Raw genomic sequence first — 21,592 nt, 5'->3', positions numbered from 1 at the left:
TTGCATAAACCACGTAAAATCACGCAATTTGGGCGCAAAGATAATAGAATAAGCGTATATTTTTTTAGTTTCGCAAGAGTTTTATAAACAGCGTTAAAACATCAACATCTGTTAAATTTAGTAGCTATGCAAGAAGAAGAAGTTAAACCATCGTTTGAGACGGAAAATGATAAGCCTTTAAATTTTACGCCTAAAACTAAAAACCTATTTGCTGAAATCGCGAAGTGGGCAAGATTTGTAGGAATAGTTGGCTTTTCTGTTTGTGGTATTTTGCTGATTGTTGCATTTGCAATGGCATTTATGGGCGATGAAATTGCAAAACAACTAGCCGCAGCCGGACAATCAGTACCTATGGCGAATAACACCATGGCAGTTGCTTACGCAATTATGGGCGTGTTGTATTACTTTCCGTCTAAATACATCTATGATTTTTCAGTTTATATGAAGCAAGCTATTGAGCACAACGATCAGGAATCTATTGATTACAGTTTTGATAGGTTACGGGCCTTGTTCAAATTTATTGGGATGCTTGCTTTGGTTGCGATCGGTTTTTACTTTTTTGCGTTTTTATTTAGTCTTATAGCTGGTGGTGGCGCTTAAACTAAGCTAGTTAGATTAAGAATGCTGATAAAAACAAGTTGAAAACCTATACTTTTTCGCCAAAATAGCCTTCTATAGAAAACTCATCGTAGAAAATAACCCAGCCAAGGCTGGATGCCCTCCATAATTTGATGTTTAGAAATTTATTTTCTTTCCCTTCATACAGTTCAAAAGAGGATTTATAAGCGTAAGTAACATTTACCAAAGGCCGATTTCCAAATTTAAAGTTTGTACCGTCCTTACTGTACCCTAAAAATAAACGTCCGCCACTACCATAGCTATTATTTGAAGTGGTTGAAATTAACATAAACCACAGATTTTTAAACCTCTTCACCTCTAGGTGCCAAGGTTCCTGATCTTGCCCCCAAGGTCGGTTTTCAACATTCACCAGCTCATAACCTTTCGTTTTATCCACTTTAAAATCATGGATATCATGATGAATCATTTTTCGGATAGCATAATTTGTGTAATACGTCCCTGGCATTGTTTCTCCAGTAGAAACACCATAGCAATAGTATTTATCGGCTTCTTTTAAAACACTTGGGGCAATTAAATCCACACCTTGAAGATTCCAGCTATTGATCAGTTTCTTTTGCGACCAGTGTACACCATCAGTGGAGGTGCGGTAAAGTAAACTCCTTCCGTCTACCATTTTATTTAAGATCGGATCTTGAATATAAGTGCCTCGCCAAAAGCAATACATCACACCATTTTCAAAAAACAGATTAACGTCTGAATTATAACCGGGGTTTACTGGTGCTTTCTCAATCGGATTTAAAATACCTAAAGGTTCTTTCCAATCCTTACCGTTGTTAGAACAGAAGATTGTTGGGTTTTCAAATTCGTTGATTGTGGAGGGGTAAGGGGTGATCGCCATCCAATATTTATAATTATTCCAGCCGTTCTCGAAATACATTACCGAAGGATGGGTCCAGCCCACATCTGTCAACTGCCTGATATTGGCACTTCCGTCTGGCAACACACGTCCTTCTGCAGTAGCCATTAGCGAAATTTTCTTGGTACTTGGAACGTAGGTTAGATAGGATTCTAGCACCGCGGTATCATCTTGCTTAGGTGGTTTAACAGCTCCACGTTCATCCTTTTTACAGGAGATAACCATTTGAACAAAAATAAACGAGATTAATAATAGTTTCCTTAACGAAATTGTTGCAACCATTGATTTAACCTTCGATTAATTTAGCCAAGCTAAATTTAAATATAAGAAATCTATAAAACCATATTTATTTTAAAAAATGCTGAGACGGGAAGTCAAGTATTTAGCAACTCAGAAGCTTAAATGAAATATGGTTAACAGAATCTAAAACGCTCGAAATCAATCAAGATAATCGAATTAAAAAAATAAATGTACATTCGTGTGCGCAAACGTAGCATATAATTGAATTATAACCCGGTTTAAAATTAAATATTCTGACAAACTAACTTTTGAAGAGTTGGTCAATAACGAGTAGCTCTTTTATTTAAAGTAAAACAACGAGCGTAGTTATTTGAACTATTTTTATATACCGGAACACCAAAAAATATAGCTTTAAAATATCGGCTTTTCCAAAAAACAAACACCCACTAAAAATGAAAAAAATCACAACTTCTCTCCTCTGTTTCGTCTTAATTGTAATGAGTATTACGGTTAAGGCCCAAGATATGGAGTATTCCAAAAAAGTAATCAAAAAGCTAGCTAGCCCTGCATTTAAAGGTAGAGGTTATGAAGCTAATGGTGATAAAATTGCTTCGGCATTTATTGCGTCTGAATTTAAAAAATCAGGACTTATACCCTTAAACAGAAACTCCTATTTCCAAGATTTTGAACTATCAGCAAATACATTCCCAGGGAAAGTAGAAGTAAAATTAGATGGTCAATTACTCCAAACCGCTGTAGACTACTTGGTAGATGCTACAAGTCCGTCTGTAAAAGGAACCTATCCTGTAATTCCTGTCACTCGGATAGCCATCAATACGCCAGAAAAACTAATGACATTGGTTAACCGAGCTAAAGGAGCCTTTATTTTATTAGATAATAGAATCCCTAGCGGGGAAAGTGCCGATTTAAAACAAGTGGTCTCAGACAACATCATTAAACTTAAAACGAACGCCAGCTTTGACTTTAAAGGGCTTATTTTATTTAGTGAAGATAAGCTGACTTGGACCTCACTAACTTATCAAAACCCAAGACCAGTCCTACACGTTAATAAAAAAGGCCTTGATCCGGCTACTGTTCGTACACTTACCGTAAATATTGAAGCTAAATTAATTCCCAATTACCGCACCCGAAATGTTGTAGGGATGGTGAAAGGAACTTCTGCATCAGACTCTACGATCCTAATCAGCGCTCACTTTGATCATCTTGGATTGCTTGGTAAAAAGGTTTACTTTCCTGGCGCTAACGACAATGCCAGCGGAACCACTTTCATGCTTAATTTGGTACGTTATTATGCTAAAAATGCACCAAAGTACAATACGGTATTCATTGCATTCTCTGGAGAAGAAATTGGGCTTTTAGGATCGAAAGCTTTTGTAAAACAACCGCTAATTGATTTATCTAAAATTAAATTCATGCTGAATTTTGATTTAGCAGGCACCGGAGAAGACGGGATTAAGGTTGTAAACGGGAAGATATTTCGTCCGCAATTTGACCAGCTGGTAAAACTAAATGATATTTATAAACTTGTACCGAAAGTAGACATAAGAGGAGAAGCATGCAAAAGTGACCATTGCCCTTTTTATGAAGTAGGTGTACCTGCGTTTTTCATCTACACGTTAGGCGGTACACCAGCCTATCATGATATTTACGACAGACCCGAAAACTTACCGCTCACCGCATTTGAAAATTATTTCAAGCTCATGGTGAAATTTATACAAACGTTTTAAAAACCAAAACCGCCTGGAAAAAACCATCCGAGCAATAAAGAGCTCGAATGAACCAAAAAAAAATGCTTCCTATCAAAACAACTTTGATAGGAAGCATTTAATCTTTTTATATGTTTAGGTTAAGCCAAAACACTTTTAACTGCTTTCTTTTTCCCCAACAAAGACACCAACCAAACTGTTAGTACCGCCAATGGAAACGAAATGATAGCAGGATTATCTAATTGATGCAGGGCTGTTGCTGGAGCTAGTCCATATCGCTCCCACATGGTAGGCGACGTTAAAATAATCGCCAATGACGATACAATACCTACCACAATAGAAGATGCTATACCATTTGCAGTTGTTTTTTTCCAAAATAAAAGAAACAAAATTGCAGGTAAATTAGCCGAAGCAGCAACAGAAAATGCCCAACCTACTAGAAAAGAAACATTCATTCCTTTAAAAGCGATACCTAAACAGATTGCGAGCGCACCCACCCCAAAAGCGGCAATTTTACCTGCTTTTACTTTTTTGTCTTCTTCTAGATTAATTTTGAAATAGTTTTCAATCAAATCATGTGCAATTGCACCTGAAGACGCTATAATTAAACCCGCAACCGTACCTAAAATGGTGGCGAAGGCAACCGCAGAAATGATAGAGAATAAGACCACACCAAAAGCTTTTGCTAAAAGTGGTGCCGCCATATTACTGGATTCAACATCCATTACTCCATTTACTGCTGCGCCCAAACCCATAAAAAGGGTAAGTACGTAGAAAGCACCAATTGCACCAATCGCTAGAATTGTCGATTTTCTAGCATCACGCTGTGATTTTACCGTATAATATCTAATTAAAATATGCGGTAATGAAGCTGTTCCTAAAAATAATGCAAGCATTAAAGAGATGAAATCCATTTTGCTCCAAACACTAGAACCTTTGCCTATTTTATATTTTAAGCCTGGAAGCATAAAGCTTTTCCCTTGTGTTATGTTCTGGACGTAAAGCGTAATGTTACGGTCTCCGTCTTTTACATCAACTTTTGCAAAGCGTGTCAACTCACTTTTTTCGATGGTTGATAAAAACTCTGCTGGACCAACCGGACCAGTTTTTTCAACTTCTTTACCATCAACCACAATTTTATTCATATTACCTACTTGGTAAAACTTTCTATTGGCAGCGGGCTCTCCGTTATAAAGCTTTCCATTGGCAGTTTCTTCAATAGATAATGCTTCTTTTAAAGTGTAATTACCTTCTTTTTCTGCTAGTGAAAACCACCTCGAGATGTTATCTTTTTCCAGATTGACGTAGGTCTTTTCTTTTACAACTTGCTGTCCTAAAACTTTCCAATCATCTGCCTTCAACACCTTTCCGTTTTCCACTTCTGGCGTAATGGTCATAAATTTATGATAAGGCTGACCTTCGTGATCTGGTGTTAATGTAAATCCATTTTTAAGAATGTAAACGGTTAAAACGGTAGAAAGAATAATCAATAAACCACCTTTCAAAAACTGTACATACGTGGTAGAAGTCATCCCGGCACTAGCCACAATTACAATTACGACAACACCAACTAAAACAACACCCACCCAATGTGGCAAGCCAAGCAGTGGTGTCACTAAATCACCTGCACCCACCATCTGTGGGATTAGATAAAACATAGAAACAATTAATGTACTAACTGCTGCTGTAAGCGTGATTGCCCGAGATTTAAAAGTAGAATTTAAAGCATCTGTAAATGTATACTTCCCTAATCTTTTTAGCGGTTCGGCAATTAAAAATAGTGCGACAATCCAGCCAGCTAAAAAGCCTATAGAGTATAAAAAACCATCGAAACCAACGGTTGCAATCATTCCGCAGATACCTAAAAAAGAAGCAGCGGAAAGGTAATCGCCGGCAAATGCCACACCGTTTACCGCCCAATGGATTTGGCCACCGGCAGCGTAATATGAGGAAGCTGATTTAGTTTTACGAGCAAAATAAAATGAAAGCCAGAGCACAAAGCCGACAAATAATACAAAGAAAAAAAGTGCGGGATAAGAAACTTCGTAGATCATGCTGTAGGTTCCTCCTTATTTAATTCGTCTTCGTACCGGGTGCACAAAAAGTTATATAATATGCCTAAAAGCACTGCAAATACAATTAATCCCATCCCGTAGAAAAGGGCAAGATTTAATCCAAAAGCAACTTCGTGACTTAATAATTCGTAGTTAACAACGCCAATAACAACAAAGCCGGCATAAAAAAAAGAGTAGATTAGGAAAAACCAAACGCCCAATTTTGCTTTCTTAGCGGAAGCATTATCGACGCCGAGCTCAGCCGCGGGTCCGTGATTCATAAAAGGTTTATATTAGTTTAGGCAACCAATATAAGGTTTTATCCATTTAAATTTCAAGCGAAAAAGCAAATTTCGGCTAAAATCTCAATCAAAAGATATAGCTATTTATTAAAGCCAGTTCTTTTTCCTAAAATAAAACAGTGTTCCTAATGAAGATATGATCATAAAGAAGATAGCCGCTACATAACCGTATTGCCAATGTAGTTCGGGCATTCCTTCAAAGTTCATTCCGTAAATACTGGCAATCAAAGTTGGTGGCATAAACGCAACCGTAGCAACTGTAAAAATTTTTATAATTCGGTTTTGTTCGATATTGATTAAACCCATAAAAGTATCTTGTAGATACTCCAAGCGCTCAAAAGCAAATTTATTGTGTTCTAAAAGCGAACTGATATCCTTGATCATAATTTTCAAGACACCCATAAACTCTTGCGGAAAAATAGATGATTTAATTAATGAGGATAGCAAACGCTGTTTATCGATGATATTTTCACGAAGCATCATATTATCACTTTGCAAAGATGATATTTTCAATAAATCATCCTCATCTACTCGCTCGTTTGTTGCTTTTAAACTTCGGTTTAAATCAGCGATTTCTTTTGCAATGTTTTCGATTAAATCTGCATCTTGATCAATACAGGTTTCTAAAACAGTTGACAAAATCTGGTAACCGTTGATGTAAAGGGTTGGATTAGCTTTTATTTTTTTTACAGATTCGCTAAAAGTTTTAATATCATCATCGCGATAAGTGAAAAGAATGCCTTTTTCTAAGATAATAGATACCGGATTATAGGCAAATCCATCTGCCGTAATTGACAAAAAATTGGAGTTAATTATAATTTCATTGTCCATTTCGCTAAAGCGAGATGAACTTTCAATCTCTTGAGACTCTTCTTCTGAAGAATATTTGATATCGAAATAAGTTTCTATCGTCACTTTTTCCTGTATCGTTGGATTCTGTAAATCAACCCATACCAAGCTCTCTATCGGAATCTCTCTCAAGAGTTCAACATCTGATTCTTTTGCTAAGCGAGTGTTCTTTTTGTAATATATTCTAAGCATTTGGCATCAAGATAACATTAATTTTCAATTCGTATCTTTGCAAAAATATCATTTGACATTGGAAAAAGCCCTAGCCTTCGGAGAAAAGAATTATAATTATTACAGCGCCCACCTTAAAAACAAGTATAAGGTGAAAAGGGTGTATAAAGTAATTGTGGATGGTGGATTTACCTGCCCTAACAGAGATGGCTCTAAAGGCTATGGCGGTTGCACTTATTGCAATGTAGATTCCTTTACGCCAACCTCAAGAACCATGGAAACCATGAAACAGCAGATTGAGTTTGGGATGGAAAGGGCGTGGAAACATTATAAAGCAGAAAAATTTATCATCTATTTTCAGCCGAACACCAATACTTATGCTCCCGCACATTACTTAAAAACAATGTACGATGAGGCTTTGAGTGTAGATATGACCAATGTTGTAGGTTTATCTGTAGGAACCAGACCCGATTGTATTGATGCAGAGAAAATAGCACTTTTAGAAAGTTATACCAATAGAGTTGATGTGGATTTAGAAATGGGCATGGAGTCTATCTACAACGAAACTTTAGCGCAGATTAACCGTGGTTGCTCGCATGATGAGTTTGTAGATGTAATGGCTTTACTGACAAAAAGTAAATTAGATATTTGTGTGCACACGATTTTTGGTTTACCCGGCGAAACACATGAAATGATGCTGGCTTACGCCGATGAAATCAATAAATACCCACAGATTAATTTTGTAAAATTCCACCATTTACACATTGTGGAGGGCTCGATAATGGGTGCTAAGTATAAAAAAGATCCGTTTAAGCTTTTCACTCTGCAAGAATACGCCGACTTTTTATGTGAACTTTTACCAAGACTTCGTCCTGATGTAGTTATCCAACGCTTATTTGGGATATCGGATTTAGACATGTTGATTGCACCAAAGTGGGGCCTAAGAAAATCGGAAATCCAGACTTTTATTGATAATGAGATTGAGAGAAAAGGTGTGGTGCAAGGGAGTTTGTATAATAGTTGGTTAGTTGATTAGGTTGTTCGTTTTTTAGGGATTTGTTAATTAGTTCAAAGTTGAATTAGTTAATTAGCTTTGATAAAATCTATTTTCAATTAGTATTAACGTTAGCAAATAGCTCCCTCTCCTTCGGAGAGGGCTGGGGTGAGGCTTCTTTTTTTGCTCCCATTGATATTTTTTATAAATTGACTCGTCTAATAAAAAATCAATACTTTCCAAAAAATGAAAACCAATCTCTCATTAAACAAAATCATCTTTTTTTTAATCCTATTCATAAGTTTCAAATCTTTCGGCGCAACCGTTGATACGGTGAATACTTTTAGTCCTTCAATGAACAAACAGATTAAAGCTGTGGTTTTAAAACCGGATAGCTACGATAACAAAAAAACTTTCCCCGTGGTTTATCTTTTGCATGGCTATTCTGGAAATTACAGTAATTGGGCAAATAAAGTCCCGGCAATAAAAAATTTAGTTGACGAATATCAGTTGATGATTGTTTGCCCGGATGGGAACTACGGAAGTTGGTATTTTGACGCTCCAAAAGCACCTGAAAGCAAATACGAAACTTACGTTGCTAAAGAACTGGTAGAATGGATTGATAAAACCTACAAAACCATAGCAAATAAAAACAATAGGGCCATTACCGGTCTAAGTATGGGCGGACACGGTGCTTTATATTTAGCATTTAAACATCAGGATGTGTACAGCGTTGCTGGGAGTATGAGTGGTGGAGTAGATTTTAGACCTTTTCCGTTGAACTGGGATATCGCAAAGTCTTTAGGCACTTATGCAGACAATAAAGAGAATTGGGACAATAATACGGTTATGGAGCTTACGAACTTATTGACACCAAAGTCCCTAGCGTTAATTATTCAATGTGGAACCGAAGATTTTTTTTACAACGTAAATGTCAAGCTACATGAGAAACTGCTGTTTAACAACATTCCGCATACTTTTATAACCAATCCGGGAAAACACAACTGGGATTATTGGGGAGAGGCTATTCAATATCAGCTACTTTACATCCAAAACCACTTCAAATCAGCGAAATAAAAAGGACTCGAACTTTAGTCCATAAAAAAAGCCGAACATCATAAAAAATGTTCGGCTTTTTAATGAAAAAGCTAAATGGCTTTAAAAACAACCATTGCCAATGGTGGCAAATTAACTTCTATGGAATTTGATTTCCAATGACTGGTTATGGTTTCTGATTGTTTATCCAAATTTCTAATTCCGCTACCCCAATATTTCTTATCATCCGAATTAAAAATCTCTTTCCATTTGCCAGATTTATGAACACCAAAACGATAGTTTTCTCGCGGTATTGGCGTTAAATTTAATGCAACTATTAGATCGTCTTTTGGATTTAAACCCTTACGAGCGTAAACCAGTACAGAATTATCTGCATCATCATTAACAATCCACTCAAAGCCTCCAGAATCAAAACTGCGTTCGTATAAAGCAGGTTCTTCCTTGTACAACTTGTTTAAAGCCATAACGGTTTGCTTCATTCCTTGGTGTGGCGCATGTTCTAACAAGTGCCAATCTAAAGAATACGTTGGGTTCCATTCCCCCGTTTGCGCAAACTCGCAACCCATAAAAAGCAATTTAGTGCCAGGGTGAGTCCACATATAACCGTATAACGCCCTTAGATTCGCAAATTGTTGCCATTCGTCTCCGGGCATTTTATAAATCATTGATTTTTTACCATGCACTACTTCATCATGCGAAAGCGGCAACATAAAGTTCTCCGTAAACGCATAAATGGTGCTGAAAGTTAAACCAGCGTGGTGATGCTTTCGGTTTACCGGATCTTCTGCAAAATACTTAAGCGTATCGTTCATCCAACCCATCATCCACTTCTGTCCAAAACCTAAACCACCACCGTAAGTTGGATGACTTACACCGCTAAAGGAAGTTGATTCTTCGGCAATGGTCTGCACATCTGGAAACATAGAATAAACGGCTTCATTAAAGTCTTTTAAGAAAGAAATGGCTTCTGTGTTTTCTCTTCCGCCATATTCATTCGGAATCCACTCATTATGCTTACGCGAATAATCCAGATATAGCATCGAAGCAACAGCATCAACTCTTAAGCCGTCGATATGGAAACGCTCCAGCCAGAAAATTGCATTTGAAATCAAAAATGCCCTTACTTCATTTCTTCCATAGTTGAATATATACGATTTCCAATCTGGATGAAAGCCTTTGCGTACATCTGCATGTTCGTAAAGGTGCGAGCCATCAAAGTTATATAGTCCATGCGCATCCCCGGGGAAATGCGATGGAACCCAGTCCATAATTACACCTACCCCCTCTTTATGGAATTCCTCAATCAAATACATTAAATCTTGTGGCGTTCCGTATCGGCAAGTTGCGGCGAAATAACCTGTAATCTGGTAACCCCAACTCGGATAATAAGGATGCTCCATTAAAGGCATAAACTCTACATGCGTAAAGCCCATTTCCTTAACATATGGAATAAGTTTGTCCGCCATGTCTCGGTATGATAAGAACAGATCTGGCGTTTCTGGGCTTCTACCCCAAGAACCGAAATGCACTTCATAAACAGACATTGGCTTATTCAACGCGTTCTTCTGATGACGGTTCATCATCCAATCCTTATCTTTCCACTCGTACCAAGTATCCCAAACTATGGAAGCCGTACGAGGTGGTTCTTCACTACGCAAAGCAAAAGGATCTGCTTTCTCCAAATCTTCCCCACTAGTGGCATTGATGAAATATTTGTACGATTCGCCGTTACCAACATGCGGGATAAATCCTTCCCAAATTCCGGTTTCATCCCAACGAACGTACAAAGGATGCGAGCCTTTATCCCAATAATTAAAGTTTCCGATTACAGATACATAATGCGCATTGGGCGCCCAAACAGCAAAGTAAGTACCTACAACTCCATTATGTTCTACCACATGTGAACCTAATTTTTCATACAGTTTAAAATGTTTGCCCGACTTAAAGAGCAAAATATCAAAATCTGTTAGTTTAGAATAGTGATACACACTTGCGTAAGTAGGCTCTCCTTCAACAGAAGATAAATGCAACTCTGCTGTAGCTGAAGAAGCGCTTAAAGCCGACTTTTTTGCTGTAGCTCTCGTATTTGTTTGCTTAGGTGCTTTATCAGCTACTGGTTTTGTAACTTTTTTCTCAGTTACAGTTTTCACAGCACTTTTCTTTACAGAATCATCCGTCTTCTTATCTACGGCCACCTTTTTTACAGCTACCTTTTTTTCAGTTGCTTTAGCCTTTTGTTCCTTTTTATTCAAGTCGGCTTCTGGAGCGGGTTCTTTTATCTTTTTGGCCATAATAGTTTATTGAGAAATCTTTACCTGCAAATTTGCCGAATAATAAGATTTGGAATTTTATATGATTTACAATTTACATATAATGTTGAATTTTCAGCTATTTAATTTTAAAATATCGCTGACGAATATTTCAACAAAAAAAAGGGTTACTCCTTGATAAGAAATAACCCTTCTGTGCTTTAAAACGCATTATTTAACCACTTGTATCTGTTTAAAGTGCTTTGGTGTTTTAATTACTAAGCTCTTAACTTCGTCAAATATTAAATCTCCTGCGTACGTTTTACCATCAATTAAAACTTTTGAAGGCTTAAACGGCAGACCGTTAATTTTAAGCTCATAAGTTTCGTAACGAGGTGTAAATAAGCCTTCGATACTTTGTGTAATGGTTAATGATTTTTTATCGCCGTTAACTACAAACTTTTTTTCCATGTAAATATCTTGCTCGTAAGCAAAAGTATCACCATGGTCTTCAAAATAGAAAGAGTTTACTTCTTGGTCTGAGTAGAATATCTGAAACATCATTTCCTCCACTTCAAACTCACTCGTATACTGCATTACCGGATATTCTGGAATTACCGATCCTGCTTTTACAAAAATCGGCATCGAATCCAAAGGTGCATCAATCACATGCTCTGTACCGCCTTCTAAAACTTCGTGAGTCCAGTAGTTAAACCAATTACCTCCGCCTGGTAAATAAACTTTTCGTGATGTAGCGCCTTCTTCTAAAACTGGGCAAACCAAAATTTTATCTCCAAACGTGAATTCATCTTCGCGATACCTGTTGGTTGGATTATCTTGCTCTAACATAACTACCGGACGTAAAATTGGGAAACCGTAACGGTGATGCTCCCAAAAAGTAGAGTAGATATATGGAAGTAATTTGTAACGTAATTCAATAAATTTACGGTTGATATCTTCCAACTCCTGACCAAAACTCCAAGGCTCACGTTCTGCAGTATCTCCAGCAGAGTGTGCTCTCATAAATGGAGAAAAAACGCCTAGCTGAATCCAACGGGTAAATAATTCGCCCGTTGGCTCGCCACTAAATCCGCCGATATCTGTTCCAGCAAATGGCAAACCCGACATAGAAAGTCTCTGCATCTGCAAACTTCCAATTTTTAAATGTTCCCAACTTGCTACGTTATCACCTGTCCAGCATGAGCTGTAACGTTGCACACCTGCGTATCCTGCTCTAGTAATGGTAAACGGACGTTTATTTTTCTGGATTTTCTTTAATCCATCATAAGTTGCCCTTACCATTTGCATTCCGTAAACGTTGTGCGCTTTACGGTGAGAACCTCTAAATCCATCATAGTTATGACGGACATCATCTGGAAAAGTTCCTTTACCAAAAACGGCTGGCTCGTTCATATCATTCCAAACGCCAGCTACGCCTACTTCTACCAATTCCTTAAACAGACCGCCCCACCAAGTTCTAACTTCTGGATTGGTAAAATCTGGGAACTGGCAACGGCCTGGCCATACATGGCCTTCCATAAAGTAGTCATCGCTACGGCGACAGAAATATTTATTTTCTTTTCCTTCCTTAAAAACCCAGTAATTATCATCCACTTTAATTCCCGGATCAATAATTACCACTGTTTTAAAACCATCGTCAGACAGTTCTTTTATCATCTTTTTAGGATTTGGGAAGTATTTTTTATTCCACGTAAAACACCTGTAACCGTCCATGTAATCAATATCCAGATACAAGGCATCACAAGGGATTTTTCGTTTTCTAAAATTATCAGCCAAATCTTTAACCTTTGATTCTGGGTAGTAACTCCAACGACATTGATGGTAGCCTAAAGCCCAAATTGGAGGCAATTTATGAGTCCCCGTCAATGAGTTGTAGCGTTTCACCACATCCATCATATTTGGACCATGGATATAATAGTACTGTAACTCACCACCGTCTGCCCAAAAACTTAATTTATTATTATCTTCCTGTGCAAAATCGAAATGCGTTTTAAAGGTATTATCCAAGAAAATACCATGGGCAATGTTTTCGTTTAAACTGATAAAAAACGGAATACTTCTATAAAGTGGATCCTGATGTTTTGCAAAAGAGTAAGTGTCAGAGTTCCAGTTCTGTAACCTTTTACCTCGCAAATTCAAATCAGTTGGCTTATCGCCTAAACCAAAATATGCTTCTTCTGGATAACACTTTTTGGTACAATAAACGTAATAACCGCCAAATTGGTCGTTTTCTTCCCAGTGCATGGCCAAATAATCTTCGTTGATTATTTTGCTATCGTTATCTCTAAAAGAGATATGGAAATTAGACTTGTTGATTAAGCAGGAAACTGTGTTTGTAGAAACAGCATAATGTGTTTCATCCTCTGTAAAGTTAAAAACTGCAACTTTTTGATCTAAGGAGGGAACAGCGTATGAGAACTCTTCCAAGAAAACGCTATGGGGCGCTAAACGAACGCGAATAATCTCGTCGCTTACCACTCTTATTTCTACCGATGCAGATCCATCCGTAAAAATAAATTTATTGTTTTCTTGCCGAACTTCTTTAACTGCACCTAAAAACTCCTTTTCAATAGGTTTTATGCCTACTATAGGGTTATTAACGTGTTGAATATCCTCTTGATCTAACTCGTCTGTGCTAACTTCTATATGTTCTGATGTATCTTTTTTATCTAATTCCTCTTCTGGCCTTCTTGCTTCTTCCATGCTTTTATACAATTAATCTGCTAAGATGCTTAATATCCTTTGATTAGAAAAAAAATGTATGTTGAAAACCCGATTTTTTCCTAACATATTTCCTGATGATTTAAACCCACTTAAAACACAGATTATTAATAAATTAACTTTGCGTATCCGTTTACGCAAATTGTTAAAGTAACAAATTACATGTTTTTAGCATTTATTTAACACACGATTTGGTGTTTGATGGTGTAAATCTCGATATTTACCAGTCATGAATGTTAGTCCAAACACCTTAAAATGGTTACTTCGGTTTTATCCACCACTTTTTTTCCAAAGAATTTGGGTGGTAAAGTTTGGAGAAGACTTTAGGTCGGTAGAAGTAAAAATCAACAAAAGCATACTCAACATAAATTATAATAAAACGCTGTTTGGCGGAACTATATTTAGCGCCTCAGACCCATTTTACGCGATATTGTTTGATCAGATTTTACAAAAACGGGGCTTTAAAACGAAGGTTTGGTTAAAAAGCGCCCATATACGATACCTTAAACCGGGAAACACCACACTACGTTTTAAAATAAACATTGTTCCCGAAGATATATTTGAGGCAGAACAACAGCTAAAAGCTGGCGAAAAGTTTATAAAAACTTACCCTATTGAGATGTACAATGAGGCGGGCGTTTTATGTGCTGTTGTACAGAATGAAGTTTATGTTAGAAACTTACATATAGGCGAAAAACAAAGTATAGCGTATTAACAATGTTTACTAAAGTTATCATTAACGACAATCATTTCACCGTAAAAGGCTTTACAATCAGCGCAGATAAAGCATTACTCAATCTTGATTACGTTTACAGTTTTTTGACTCAAGAATCATATTGGGCTAAAAATCTACCTTTTGATCGATTTAAGATCTCCATTGAAAATTCGGATTGTTTTGGTGTTTATCACAATCAAAAACAAGTTGGCTTTGCTCGTATAATTTCTGACAAAAGCAGCTTTGCTTACCTAGCAGATGTTTTTATAGCTAGCGATTATCGAAAACTGGGTTTATCAAAATGGTTGTTGCAAACAGTTTTAAACCAGCCGAAATACAAAGACCTAAGACGTTGGATGTTAGCTACCGCAGATGCACAAGAATTATATGCTCAATTCGGTTTCGAAAAGCTGAACAACCCCGAGCGTTTTATGCAAATTCTTAAGCCTTACAGTTCAGAAAACTAATCAATATTTTACAAAGGACTGTAAAATAATAAGCTTTATTATCACGTCCTTTGCAGGTCAAATTATTTGAACCATGTTTGGCAGATTTAACAAATACCGACCGTATTACAAAAGCAATTTCTTATTGGCTTACCCTGTGGTAATTTCACAGTTGGGCCACATGTTTACCATGGTTGCCGATAGTGTGATGGTTGGGCAGCTGGGTACAATTCCACTAGCTGCTTGTGCTTTGGGTAACAGTATTTTTGGAATTTTTATGGTGAGTGGTATTGGAATATCACAAGGTGTTACGCCTTTGGTGGCACAAGAAGACGGAAAAAACAATAAAACCATTTGCGGCCAATATTTGGAACAAGGCGTAATTATAAGTTTAGTTACCGGAGTTTTATTATTTGGGTTGGTAGCCATAATTGCACAAAAACTATCATTGCTAGGGCAATCAGAAGCAGTGGCCGTTGCCGCAAAAGATTACCTTTTGATTATCGGCGCATCAGTAATCCCTTTAATGGCGTTCCAAAGCTTTAGACAATTTGCAGAAGGCTTAGGCTATACCAAACAGGCCATGTATATTTCTGTTATAGGAAACATCATCAACATCATTTTCAACTTTCTATTAATTTACGGTTGGCTAGGCTTCCCTGCTATGGGCTTATATGGCGCAGGTTTAGGCACATTTATCTCCCGTGTTTTTATGGCCATTTTTATGGGATGGTTTGTGATAAAATCTAGTCTTTTCACACCCTATTTGGCAAAGTTTACGTTACGCCAGCCAGATTTTGGAAAGCTTAAAAAAATCATCAAACTGGGATTCCCTATCTCATTACAGTATTTTTTTGAGGTTGGTGCTTTTTCTGGCGCCGCAATTATGGTGGGCTGGATTGGCGCACAAGAACTGGCAGCGCACCAAATTGCATTAAACCTGGCTGCGTTTACGTATATGGGTGCAAGTGGCATTGGCGTTGCCGCTACAATAAGAGCTGCAAATGCATTAGGGAAAAATAATTTTAAAGAAATTAAACTTTCGGCAATTACCTCTTACCACCTGGTTATTTTTTACATGTGCATTACCGCGGTTATATTTTTAACCTGTAACAAATTGCTCCCTTGGATTTATATCAGAAACGAAGAGGTGATTTTAATTGCCTCGCAACTGCTGATTGTTGCGGCGTTTTTTCAGATTTCTGATGGGATACAAGTTGTTGGTGTTGGTATTTTACGAGGTTTATCAGATGTCAAAATCCCCACTATTATCACTTTAATTGCATATTGGGTAATTGGTTTACCTTTTGGCTATCTATTGGGCTTCACATTTAAAATGGGTGCTTTAGGTATATGGATTTCCTTATCTTTTGCACTTACACTTGCCGCTATTTTGCTGTATTACCGGTTTAGAAACATGGTTAGAAAGCTAGGTGGTTAGGTGGTTCGTTTGTTAGGTGGTTAGATTATTGGGTTGTTGGATTTGGGTTTCTAGGTGGTTAGATCCCTTTCATCAGCTCGTAATAAAAACCGATACCTTTTTTAAATTCCGTTATTTTTATCCGTTCGTTTACACCATGGAAACCTTCGGGGTCTGTAAAAGGAATAAACCTAAAAACCTGAGAACTAATGTTTGCAAAATACCTGCCGTCTGTTGCACCTAAAACCAAATAGGGTGCAACAACAATATCTTTCTTGTAGGCGCTAATGGTTTTCTGAAGGTATTTAAAGCTTTCATCTTTTACATCAGCAACCTGAGTAGGTTCGTTTCCATCTCCCTGTGGCTCAATTTCTATACTTTCATTCGCAATCACTTTTTTAACGTGTGCTATTACATGAGCCCTTGTAACGCCCGGCTGTGTTCTAAAGTTCACAATGGCTTCGGCCTCCCCGGGAATTAAATTCTCCTTAATTCCTGCGTTAAAAATTGTGGTGGCAGTTGTTGTTCTAATGGTAGCATTACCAGTTGGTGTTTTTGAATAGATATTTTTAATCATGGGCGTAAACAACCATTGATTAGCCATGGCCATTTTACTTACAAAAGGCATTTCTGGTCCAATATAATCTAAAAACCGCTTCACCGTTGTGCCTAAAGATGCTTCAAAGGGATTATCTTTCAAAGCGACAATCGCTCTGGCAAGCTCATCAATAGCTGTTTTAGATTCAGGCATAGACGAATGCCCACCTGGGATACTAATCTTTAATTTCAAAGTCTGATAACCTTTTTCAGCAATACCAACCACAGCTGCGGTTTTATTTAATCCAGGCACTTTAAATTCGGTAACAATTCCACCCTCATCCAAAACAAAAGCGGGGTCAACTTTACGATCTTTGAAGAGCTGAGCCATGGTTTTAGCCCCTTTTAAACCCATTATCTCCTCATCATGCCCAAAAACAAAATAAATATCGGCTTGGGGAATAAAGCCTTGTTTAAGTAAATGTTCCGCTCCTTCTAAAATTGCAATCAAACTTCCTTTATCATCAATTGCGCCACGTCCGTAAACAAATCCATCTTTTACCTCTCCAGAAAAAGGATTAACCTCCCATTGTTCTTTAGTTGCTTCTTCAATTGGCACCACGTCTTGATGGGCCATTAAAATTACCGGTTTTGCAGTTGCAGATTTTCCTTTCCAATGTAAAATCAAGCTAAAGATATTTACTTTCTCTACTTCCATTTTACTAAAAACCAAAGGATAATTTTCGACTAAAAAAGCTTGAAATCCGTAGAATGCACTGCTATCCATTTTTGCAGCATCATCATAAGAAATCGTTTTAAAACTTATTGCTTTTTGAAGGTTTGCAACGCATGAATCATTTAACAGAAGTGGTTTATAGGGCTGTACGCTTACCTGTTTACTTTTAAACAGAAAAGTTTTGACAAGCACTGTTACAATAAGCAACAGCAACATGGCTCCAATAATTTTCAGCAGATTTTTCATTATTGCTCAATTTACAAAATGAATTACAAAAACAGCAAGGTCATTAAGAAAGTTTTTTGGCAATAAAATTGTTTAATAATCAGGAAAACATCATCATGGAAAACAGAGAAGAAGAAATTAGGAAATCGCCGGAAGGGATTGAACACGATTATAACAAACACCAAGAAAATCCAGCTCCATCAGAAGAAGCCGTGACAGAAAAGAACGAAAATGGTGGTGGCTTAGCGTTAAAATGGATTATTCCGATATGTTTGGTACTACTTTTAATTGTCTATCTCTTTGTCAGGGAATAACACATAAACAGTTATATTTTCCACTTTTTTATAGGTAAAAACACAATTCGTTTATAGTTTTTGTACGCTGATTTTAGATTAGGTACAATAAAAAGGTGCAAAACGGGGTTTAATTCTGATAACAAAATTAAATTCTCATGCACAAAAATCAATTTCTACCGATTTTATCATTAGCAGTTTGCCTATTTTTTGGTTTTGCTGTACAAGCTCAATCCATCAACGAACAATTTAAAACCGTTGTTGACGGCTCAAATAATTATCAGGAATATAAGGTAATTAAACAAGCACAGATTAAACAGTTGTGGAGTAATGCGGTTGATAGTTTAAAACGAAAAGATGCTAAATATTTAGAAATTAGCCAGCAAATAAGCAATCAGAAAACGGCTATACAGAAACAAAAAACGGATTTAGCGAACAAAGAAAACAGCTTACAGGAAACGCTGAACAGTGTTAACGAAATCTCTCTTTTAGGGATTTTTACCCTTGAGAAAGGAAGCTATAAATTGTTAATGTGGAGTTTGGTGTTGATTTTAGCAATTCTGGTCGGCGTATTTTACTTCTCTTCATTTGCTGCCCGTAAAGAAGCAAAGTACCGGATCAAGCTTTTTGAAGAAGTGCAGGAAGAGTATAAAGTTTACAAAGCAAAAGCCAATGAAAATGAAAAGAAATTGGCCAGAGCTTTGCAAGATGAAAGAAACAGATTAGCCGAATACAATATTAGATGATGTGTACCACAAATACAAAAGAAGCCCACGTTTTGATTTAAATCGTGGGCTTCTTTTGTTGTTTTAAACGCTTATTTAATTTGCGCTTTAAAAATTTCTTTGCTCCATGTTGGACCAATTTTTTCGCTTAGCCAAAATGGCGTTTTCTCATTTCCGAGTAATTGTGTAATTCCGTTTGACTGTACTAAGCTGGTTTTTAATAGTTCGAAACCAGGTACTGTAGACGCACCTTTTACTAGGTTTCCTTTAATAAAAGCATCTTTTAAATCCTCATTATAAACAATCAATTTCGACGGATTTATCACCACATTATTTTCCAACACTAAATTAGTTGGAGGCATCATTCTTTTTTCGTTTTTTCCAGAACCTAAAACGATTGCTTCTTTACAATTAACAATTATATTATTTTTAATGGACGCATTTTTTACCTGAAAATATTCATTGGGTTTTGGAGTCTCCAAAGCATTCATTACCGAAATTGCCGCTCGTAAATTCGTCCCCGTTAATCCTTGTAAATAGTTATCATGTACACTTTGATTCTCGCCAATTAACCTAATGCCACCAGTGTCCTTTATATTATTTCCTATAAAATAGTTTCCAGCAACTTCAGAATTATTGCCGTGGCGGAAGGTTAGCGTACCTACACATTCGTAAAAAAGGTTATTTAAAATGGAATTATGTCCGGATTTGATGGAAATAATTTCCATTTCGCCGTTACATTTATCAAAAATATTATTCTCTACTTTGGTGTAAGAATCAAACATAGACCATTCGCTTGTCCCGATACGTATAGTTTCTCCTCCGTTAACGCCTAAATCTGGGCGTGGACCAAAATAATTATGGTCTATCTGCGTGTAATTTGGTTTGTCAGACAACCAAACCACCAAAGTGGTTCCTTGGTGAGTTTTGCCAGAAAATCTGCTATGGTCTACCCTGTTGTTTAAACCAAAAACTGAAACCCACTTATAGTCAAAAGTTTTATCAGGATGATTATAATCAATAATACTGGAATTGGTGAGCCTGCAGTTATTGGAGGTTTTTGTAAACGTAACGACTGCATCCTTCTCAGAATAACCATCGGCAAAGGCCAGGCCGTCCACTATCAGATAATCACCGTCGATCTTGAGCGTAGAATTTCCGGAAGAAATCACCTTACCGGGATTTTCTGTAGTCAGCGTGATCGGTTGTTGTGCTGTTCCTTTTCCCCTGAAAACGATCTGCTGGTTCTTCCAGTCACCTGCTTTCATAATCACCTTATCACCCGGAACAAGCTTTAGGGCCGAGATTTCCTGTGCGCTTGCAACCCTGTAATCTTTGGCGTTTGCACTGATTACAAACAGCATACCTAAGGCTGTAAGTTTTGTTTTTTGAAAAAAGTGTTTCATATTTTCTATTGGATTACGGGTTGGTTGTTTCGTAAACGGTTTGACCTTGTTAATGCTTCCAGATAATAGTAATCAGCATAGCTCAACGGCTCGTCAACTTCGGAATTATGAGGTTTGGAACCGGTGCTGTGCAACAGGATAAAGCCTCTGTTCGCTCCTATCGGCGAGGTATAGGATGTACTCAGGCTATACAGGATTTTCTCTGCTTTTTCAAGATAATCGTTCTTCTCTTCTGTGTAGGTGCTCAGCTCAAACAGGGCTGACGAAATCAGCGCTGCCGCGGATGCATCACGGGGCTCGTCTGGAATGTTCGGCGCATCAAAATCCCAGTAGGGTACTAAGTCTGATGGCATATTTCTGTTATTGAACAGAAATTTAGCAATATTCTGCGCCTGCAGAAGGTACTTTGGATCTTTTGTCTCGCGGTAGCACATGGTATAGCCATAAATTGCCCAGGCCTGTCCCCTTGCCCAGGCAGATGCATCGCTATAGCCCTGATGGGTATTCTTCTTTTCCACCGCACCGGTTTCCGGGTCATAATCTACCACATGCCAGGTACTGAAATCTTTTCGGAAGTGGTTCTTCATGGTGGTGTTCGCATGTGCAACGGCTATTTTGTAGAAACTGGAATCACCGGACAGTTTTGTGGCCTCAAACAGCAGTTCCAGGTTCAGCATATTGTCGATGATCACCGGAAAATCCCATTTATCACTGTTGTGGTCCCAGCTGCGGATCGCTCCTACCTTTGGGCTGAACCGTGTTGACAGTGTTCTTGCAGCCTGTATAACCACTGCTTTGTCATGCTGGTTTTTGTTCAGGCGGTAGGCATTGCCGAAACTGCAGTACACCTTAAAGCCCATATCGTGGGTCTTTCCGTTCAGCTTTTCCTGCTCTATGGGAGCGGTGAACTTGATGGCCTGCTGTTTCCACTTCTCGTTCTTGGTGAGCTCGTACAGGCACCAGAGCTCGCCGGGAAAGAAACCGCTGGTCCAGTCGGTGGACGCAACCAGTTTTAGTTTACCATCTTCTAAAGTCCGTGGAGAAACCAAGGTGCCGTTTTTGTTGTTGGCTTTTGCAATTTCCTGGAGCATCAGCGTGGTCTGTTTTTCTGCCTGGTTTACTTCTTTTTTGAAGTGGAGTTTTTGGGAGCAACTGCTGAGGGTTATTGCTGTTAATGTTAGTAAGGATAGGATTGTATTTCTCATAGTAT

At 37.7% G+C, this 21,592-nt stretch carries 18 protein-coding genes; 9 read left to right on the top strand and 9 right to left on the bottom strand.

Going from position 1 to position 21,592, the window contains the following annotated elements; translation table 11 throughout:
* Positions 1 to 126: 126 nt before the first annotated feature.
* Positions 127 to 600, top strand: coding sequence for a hypothetical protein (locus B176_RS0104520; RefSeq protein ID WP_017257593.1), 474 nt, complete (start codon positions 127 to 129; stop codon positions 598 to 600).
* A 46-nt stretch (positions 601 to 646) separates the two neighbouring features.
* On the opposite strand, the gene B176_RS0104515 is transcribed toward B176_RS0104520, so the two are convergent.
* Positions 647 to 1,777: a hypothetical protein gene (locus B176_RS0104515; RefSeq protein ID WP_017257592.1), complete on the bottom strand. Its 1,131-nt coding sequence runs from the start codon at positions 1,775 to 1,777 to the stop codon at positions 647 to 649.
* A gap of 410 nt (positions 1,778 to 2,187) precedes the next feature.
* Here B176_RS0104515 and B176_RS0104510 point away from each other — a divergent pair, with 410 nt between their 5' ends.
* Entirely contained in the window at positions 2,188 to 3,483 is a 1,296-nt protein-coding gene (locus B176_RS0104510; protein ID WP_026063150.1) for a M28 family metallopeptidase, read from the top strand.
* A gap of 119 nt (positions 3,484 to 3,602) precedes the next feature.
* Here the strand turns inward: B176_RS0104510 and B176_RS0104500 are convergent, their stop codons facing one another.
* From B176_RS0104500 to corA, 3 genes are all read right to left on the bottom strand, one after another.
* Positions 3,603 to 5,516: a solute symporter family protein gene (locus tag B176_RS0104500; RefSeq protein ID WP_017257589.1), complete on the bottom strand. Its 1,914-nt coding sequence runs from the start codon at positions 5,514 to 5,516 to the stop codon at positions 3,603 to 3,605.
* Positions 5,513 to 5,797, bottom strand: coding sequence for a DUF485 domain-containing protein (locus tag B176_RS0104495; RefSeq protein ID WP_017257588.1), 285 nt, complete (start codon positions 5,795 to 5,797; stop codon positions 5,513 to 5,515). The genes B176_RS0104500 and B176_RS0104495 overlap by 4 nt, the downstream gene beginning before the upstream one ends.
* 108 nt (positions 5,798 to 5,905) lie before the next feature.
* Positions 5,906 to 6,859, bottom strand: coding sequence for a magnesium/cobalt transporter CorA (gene corA, locus B176_RS0104490; protein WP_017257587.1), 954 nt, complete (start codon positions 6,857 to 6,859; stop codon positions 5,906 to 5,908).
* 58 nt (positions 6,860 to 6,917) lie between these two features.
* On the opposite strand from corA, the gene B176_RS0104485 reads away from it, so the two are divergent.
* The gene (locus B176_RS0104485) at positions 6,918 to 7,874 is read left to right on the top strand and encodes a TIGR01212 family radical SAM protein (protein ID WP_017257586.1); all 957 of its coding nucleotides are present in this window, start codon (positions 6,918 to 6,920) and stop codon (positions 7,872 to 7,874) included.
* Between the two features lie 204 nt (positions 7,875 to 8,078).
* Positions 8,079 to 8,909, top strand: a complete 831-nt coding sequence (locus tag B176_RS0104480; RefSeq protein ID WP_040539818.1) for an alpha/beta hydrolase — start codon at positions 8,079 to 8,081, stop codon at positions 8,907 to 8,909.
* A 71-nt stretch (positions 8,910 to 8,980) separates the two neighbouring features.
* On the opposite strand, the gene glgB is transcribed toward B176_RS0104480, so the two are convergent.
* Positions 8,981 to 11,179: a 1,4-alpha-glucan branching protein GlgB gene (gene glgB / locus B176_RS0104475; protein ID WP_017257583.1), complete on the bottom strand. Its 2,199-nt coding sequence runs from the start codon at positions 11,177 to 11,179 to the stop codon at positions 8,981 to 8,983.
* Between the two features lie 189 nt (positions 11,180 to 11,368).
* Positions 11,369 to 13,861 carry a glycoside hydrolase family 31 protein gene (locus B176_RS0104470; protein ID WP_017257582.1) on the bottom strand — a complete coding sequence of 831 codons (2,493 nt, stop codon included), beginning with the start codon at positions 13,859 to 13,861 and terminating at the stop codon, positions 11,369 to 11,371.
* A 247-nt stretch (positions 13,862 to 14,108) separates the two neighbouring features.
* Here B176_RS0104470 and B176_RS0104465 point away from each other — a divergent pair, with 247 nt between their 5' ends.
* The 3 genes from B176_RS0104465 (at position 14,109) to B176_RS0104455 (ending at position 16,481) form a co-directional block, all read left to right on the top strand.
* The gene (locus B176_RS0104465) at positions 14,109 to 14,594 is read left to right on the top strand and encodes a DUF4442 domain-containing protein (protein WP_017257581.1); all 486 of its coding nucleotides are present in this window, start codon (positions 14,109 to 14,111) and stop codon (positions 14,592 to 14,594) included.
* Between the two features lie 2 nt (positions 14,595 to 14,596).
* Positions 14,597 to 15,061: a GNAT family N-acetyltransferase gene (locus B176_RS0104460; protein WP_017257580.1), complete on the top strand. Its 465-nt coding sequence runs from the start codon at positions 14,597 to 14,599 to the stop codon at positions 15,059 to 15,061.
* Between the two features lie 73 nt (positions 15,062 to 15,134).
* Positions 15,135 to 16,481, top strand: a complete 1,347-nt coding sequence (locus B176_RS0104455) for an MATE family efflux transporter (protein WP_017257579.1) — start codon at positions 15,135 to 15,137, stop codon at positions 16,479 to 16,481.
* A gap of 58 nt (positions 16,482 to 16,539) precedes the next feature.
* On the opposite strand, the gene B176_RS0104450 is transcribed toward B176_RS0104455, so the two are convergent.
* A complete protein-coding gene (locus tag B176_RS0104450; protein WP_017257578.1) occupies positions 16,540 to 17,979 on the bottom strand; it encodes a M20 family peptidase in 1,440 nt (479 codons plus the stop codon).
* Between the two features lie 56 nt (positions 17,980 to 18,035).
* Here B176_RS0104450 and B176_RS0104445 point away from each other — a divergent pair, with 56 nt between their 5' ends.
* Positions 18,036 to 18,272, top strand: a complete 237-nt coding sequence (locus B176_RS0104445; RefSeq protein ID WP_237739794.1) for a hypothetical protein — start codon at positions 18,036 to 18,038, stop codon at positions 18,270 to 18,272.
* Positions 18,273 to 18,409: 137 nt separating this feature from the next.
* Positions 18,410 to 18,997 (top strand): hypothetical protein, encoded by a 588-nt coding sequence (locus tag B176_RS18995; RefSeq protein WP_017257576.1) that lies wholly within the window; start codon positions 18,410 to 18,412, stop codon positions 18,995 to 18,997.
* 71 nt (positions 18,998 to 19,068) lie between these two features.
* Here B176_RS18995 and B176_RS0104435 read toward each other — a convergent pair whose 3' ends face one another.
* Positions 19,069 to 20,382, bottom strand: a complete 1,314-nt coding sequence (locus tag B176_RS0104435; RefSeq protein ID WP_017257575.1) for a polysaccharide lyase 6 family protein — start codon at positions 20,380 to 20,382, stop codon at positions 19,069 to 19,071.
* Positions 20,383 to 20,387: 5 nt separating this feature from the next.
* A complete protein-coding gene (locus B176_RS0104430; RefSeq protein WP_017257574.1) occupies positions 20,388 to 21,587 on the bottom strand; it encodes a glycoside hydrolase family 88 protein in 1,200 nt (399 codons plus the stop codon).
* Between the last annotated feature and the right edge of the window lie 5 nt (positions 21,588 to 21,592).

The organism is Pedobacter arcticus A12 (genome assembly GCF_000302595.1).
In the GTDB taxonomy this organism is placed as follows: Bacteria; Bacteroidota; Bacteroidia; order Sphingobacteriales; family Sphingobacteriaceae; genus Pseudopedobacter; species Pseudopedobacter arcticus.
The sequence above is the reverse complement of the archived record's forward strand: the minus strand, read 5'-3'. Positions and strand labels throughout refer to the sequence as shown.